The organism is Oceanicaulis sp. UBA6590 (assembly GCF_002433705.1).
Classification (GTDB): Bacteria; Pseudomonadota; Alphaproteobacteria; order Caulobacterales; family Maricaulaceae; genus Oceanicaulis.
The window spans coordinates 6105-9627 of record NZ_DJIQ01000028.1; the positions used below are offsets into that span (position 1 = coordinate 6105).

Below are 3523 nucleotides of genomic sequence, written 5' to 3' on the forward strand. Positions count from 1 at the left end.
TTCCATCGCCAACCTCATGGCGGGCAATGGCGTCCTGCTCAAGCACGCTGAATCGTGCACCGGAAGCGGGCTGTTGCTCAAGCAGATCTATGAGGAGGCCGGCTTGCCCAAAGGCCTGTTCACGGTGCTGCTGATCGATCATGACCAGTCCGATGACGTGATCGCCCATGACAAGGTGCGCGGCGTGACCCTGACCGGCAGCGAGGGCGCCGGCAAGACCGTCGCCAGGAAGGCCGGGGAACACCTGAAAAAGACCGTGCTCGAACTGGGCTCCAATGACGCCTATGTCGTTCTGGAGGACGCGGATCTTGATCTTGCGGTTGAGACCTGTGTTCAGGCGCGCCTGTTCAACAACGGCCAGACCTGTGTGAACGGCAAGCGCTTCATCGTCACGGACAAACACTATGACGCCTTTGTCGACCGTTACGCCACGGCCATGGCCGAAATCAAAATGGGCGACCCCATGAAAGAGGAGACCGAGCTCGGCCCCATGTCCCGTGTTGAGCTGCGCGACCAGCTTCACGACCAGGTCCGCAAGAGCATCGAGAACGGCGCCCGGGCTCTGTGCGGCGGTGAAGTGCCGGACAAGGACGGCGCCTATTATCCCGCCACGGTGCTGGTGGACGTCAAGCCGGGTCAGCCCGCCTATGATGACGAATTGTTCGGTCCGGTCGCCTCGGTCATTCGCGCCAAGGACGATGAAGACGCCATGCGCATCGCCAATGACAGCCGCTACGGTCTGGGCGGCGGCATCTTCTCGAAGGATGAGGACAAGGCGCTCAAGCTGGCGCGCGACCATTTCGACACCGGCATGGTGATGATCAACGGCTATGACATCGCCACGCCCAACCTGCCCTTCGGCGGGGTCAAGAATTCCGGCTATGGCCGCGAGCATGGCGGCTTCGGCATGAAGGAGTTCGTCAACGCCAAGGCCGTCTCGGTCCTGAACTAGACCCAGAGCCTAACAGCATAATCAGGCCCGCCCGCACGATCCGGGCGGGCCTTTTCATGAGAGCGCGGGTGAGGACCAATCCGGACACGGCCGAATACGGAAAGCTCTAAGCATCAACTTCCCTGTTCTTGCATGAGTTTGCCGCAAGCGGCTGTGGGCGGCGCCGATTTTGGTCCATCCATGCAAAGCCGCCGCGCTAGACTGGGCCGGACTGAAAACAGGATACCTCCATGATCTCTCTGCGCGCCGCCCTTCTTGCGACCACGCTCGCCAGCACCTGCGCCCTGCCAGCTCTGGCCCAGAACGAACGTCTGAACGCCAACACCCGTTTTGAGGGCGAGTTTGGCGGCGAGCGCGTGACGTATGAGGCGTCGGTCGAACGCACGCATATGGCGGCGACGGGCGGCCTGCCCGCCGTCAGCCTTGTGACGACCGCCTATCTGGGCGAAGCCGGAGCACCAGAAGAACGGCCTGTGATCTTCCTGTTCAATGGGGGGCCCGGCGCGCCGTCAAGCTGGCTGCATATGGGCGGGCTCGGTCCTGTTCGGATCAATGCGCCGGCGGACCCGGCTGCGCCTGTTCCGGCGGACGCCGAACTCACGGCGAACACCGATACGCTTCTGGATGTGGCCGATCTCGTCTTCATCGATCCGCCCGCCACGGGCTTCAGTCGCGTCACCGGCGAGGATGAAGACAACGTCCTGCTGACCGTCATGGGCGATGCGCAGCTGACCGCCAACTTCATCACCCGCTGGCTGGAGGATCATGGGCGAAACGATGCGCCGGTCTATGTGCTGGGTGAAAGCTACGGCACCTTGCGCGCCAGCGTGGTCGCCGGGTTGATGGCGCAGACCCGGCCGCTTGAGGGCGTCATCCTGCTCGGGCAGGCCGTGAACATGATCGAGACCTCCCAGCGCGCCGACAATATCGTCTCGCACGCCACCAATCTGGCCTCCCTCGCCGCCATCGCCGCCTATCATGGCAAGGCTGACCTTGAAGGGCGCACGATGGCCGCCTTCATCGACGAGGTGCATGCCTGGGCAATGAGCGAGTATTTGCTGGCGCTGTCACAAGGCGAGGCCCTGCCACCCCCTGACCGACAAACGATCGCCGCACAGCTTGAAGCCTATACAGGCGTGCCGGCGGACTATTTCCTCACCCATCGCCTCGCCATCACCAAGGCGGCGTTCCGGGGCGTTCTGCTGGCAGACGAAGACCAGCGTCTCGCCGTCTATGATGCGCGCTATGTCGGCGATGCGCCGGCGGCGGGCGAACGCCCCGCTGACCCGTTCGCTCCGGTCGCCAGCTGGGTGCCCCAGGCGCTGAGCGCGCATTTCACCGAAACCCTGAATGTCAGCCTGCCCATGGAAGACTACGCCTGGTATGCGGCCAATGCCTCGGACTGGCGCTGGTTGCCGACCGGCGGAATGGGCGGCCCGTTTGACGACTATGATTATGCATCCTCTCTGGAGCTTGCTCTGGCGGCGTCTGAGACGTTCGGCGTGCTGATCGGAACCGGGATTTACGACACCACCACCACGCTGGGGCCCGCACGGTATCTGGCGGATCATCTGGAAGGCGGTCAGGGTCGGGTATTCATCGCCGAGTATGAGGGCGGGCATATGGCCTACACCAACCCCGAAGCGCTGGCGGCGATGACAGCGGATTTGCGCGCATTCCTGAGCCGATAGCTCAGGTTTGAAATTCTGTTGTTTTCGGCTCTGGCAAATTGTTTAATCGCCCTGACGATGAAACACTGAAGTTTCACCTTTGAATGCGTCACGATCCGAATGACGCATGCGCAAGCACAGGGGAGTGATGCAATGAGCCAGAAGCTCGACGCCATTGATGTGCGCATTCTCGAGCAGCTCCAGAAGGACTGCTCCATCTCCACCGCCGAGCTCGCGGATCGTGTGGGCCTGTCACAATCGCCCTGCTGGCGACGCATCCAGCGTCTTCGCGAGGAAGGCTATATCCGCGCCCAGGTCGCGCTGCTCGATCCGGAGAAGCTGGGTGTGCACCTGCACGTCTTCGCCCAGCTGAAAATCTCCTACCTTGCGGACGCCGACCGGCAAAAATTTGTGCGTGGCGTAATGTCGATTCCGGAAGTTGTGGAATGCTATTCCATCTTGGGCGAGCGCGATGTCATGATCAAGGTCGTGGCCCCGGATATCAAATGGTATCAAGAGTTTATCTTTAATACGATCCTGAAACTGCCCGGCGTCGAGGATGTCAGCTCCATCGTGGCGCTCTCGCAGATGAAGAATACGACGGCCCTCCCCGTTCATATTTCCGAGACTTGATCCGGTCGCTTTTGACCGGGATCATGGCAAAATTCTCCCCAACCTCTCGCACCAAGAACTACGTTTGGAATAATTATCGACTACAAGCGCGCTAGTTTGCATGAAGCGCCCTCAGGCGCCGTGTTTACAGAACGGAGTTTTCCGCTCATGCGCCTGTCCCTCGTCACATTCAGCGTCACCGCTCTTCTTGTCTCGCTGTCCTCCCATCCCGCTCAGGCCCAGGCGCCTGAGACAGACTCCTATGTGGTCATCGCGGCGGGCGAACAGG

The 3523-nt window shown here is 61.4% G+C and carries 3 protein-coding genes; all 3 read left to right on the forward strand.

The features are described from left to right. Nucleotides 1–952 (forward strand): aldehyde dehydrogenase family protein (locus tag B2Z70_RS06320; protein ID WP_292982028.1); only part of this gene is annotated, 952 nt, incomplete at its 5' end. Between the two features lie 230 nt (nt 953–1182). Next, on the forward strand, nt 1183–2643 hold the full coding sequence (locus B2Z70_RS06325; RefSeq protein ID WP_292982029.1) for a S10 family serine carboxypeptidase-like protein: 1461 nt from the start codon (nt 1183–1185) through the stop codon (nt 2641–2643). Nucleotides 2644–2775: 132 nt separating this feature from the next. Then, on the forward strand, nt 2776–3255 hold the full coding sequence (locus tag B2Z70_RS06330; protein ID WP_292982030.1) for an Lrp/AsnC family transcriptional regulator: 480 nt from the start codon (nt 2776–2778) through the stop codon (nt 3253–3255). Nucleotides 3256–3523 lie beyond the last annotated feature (268 nt).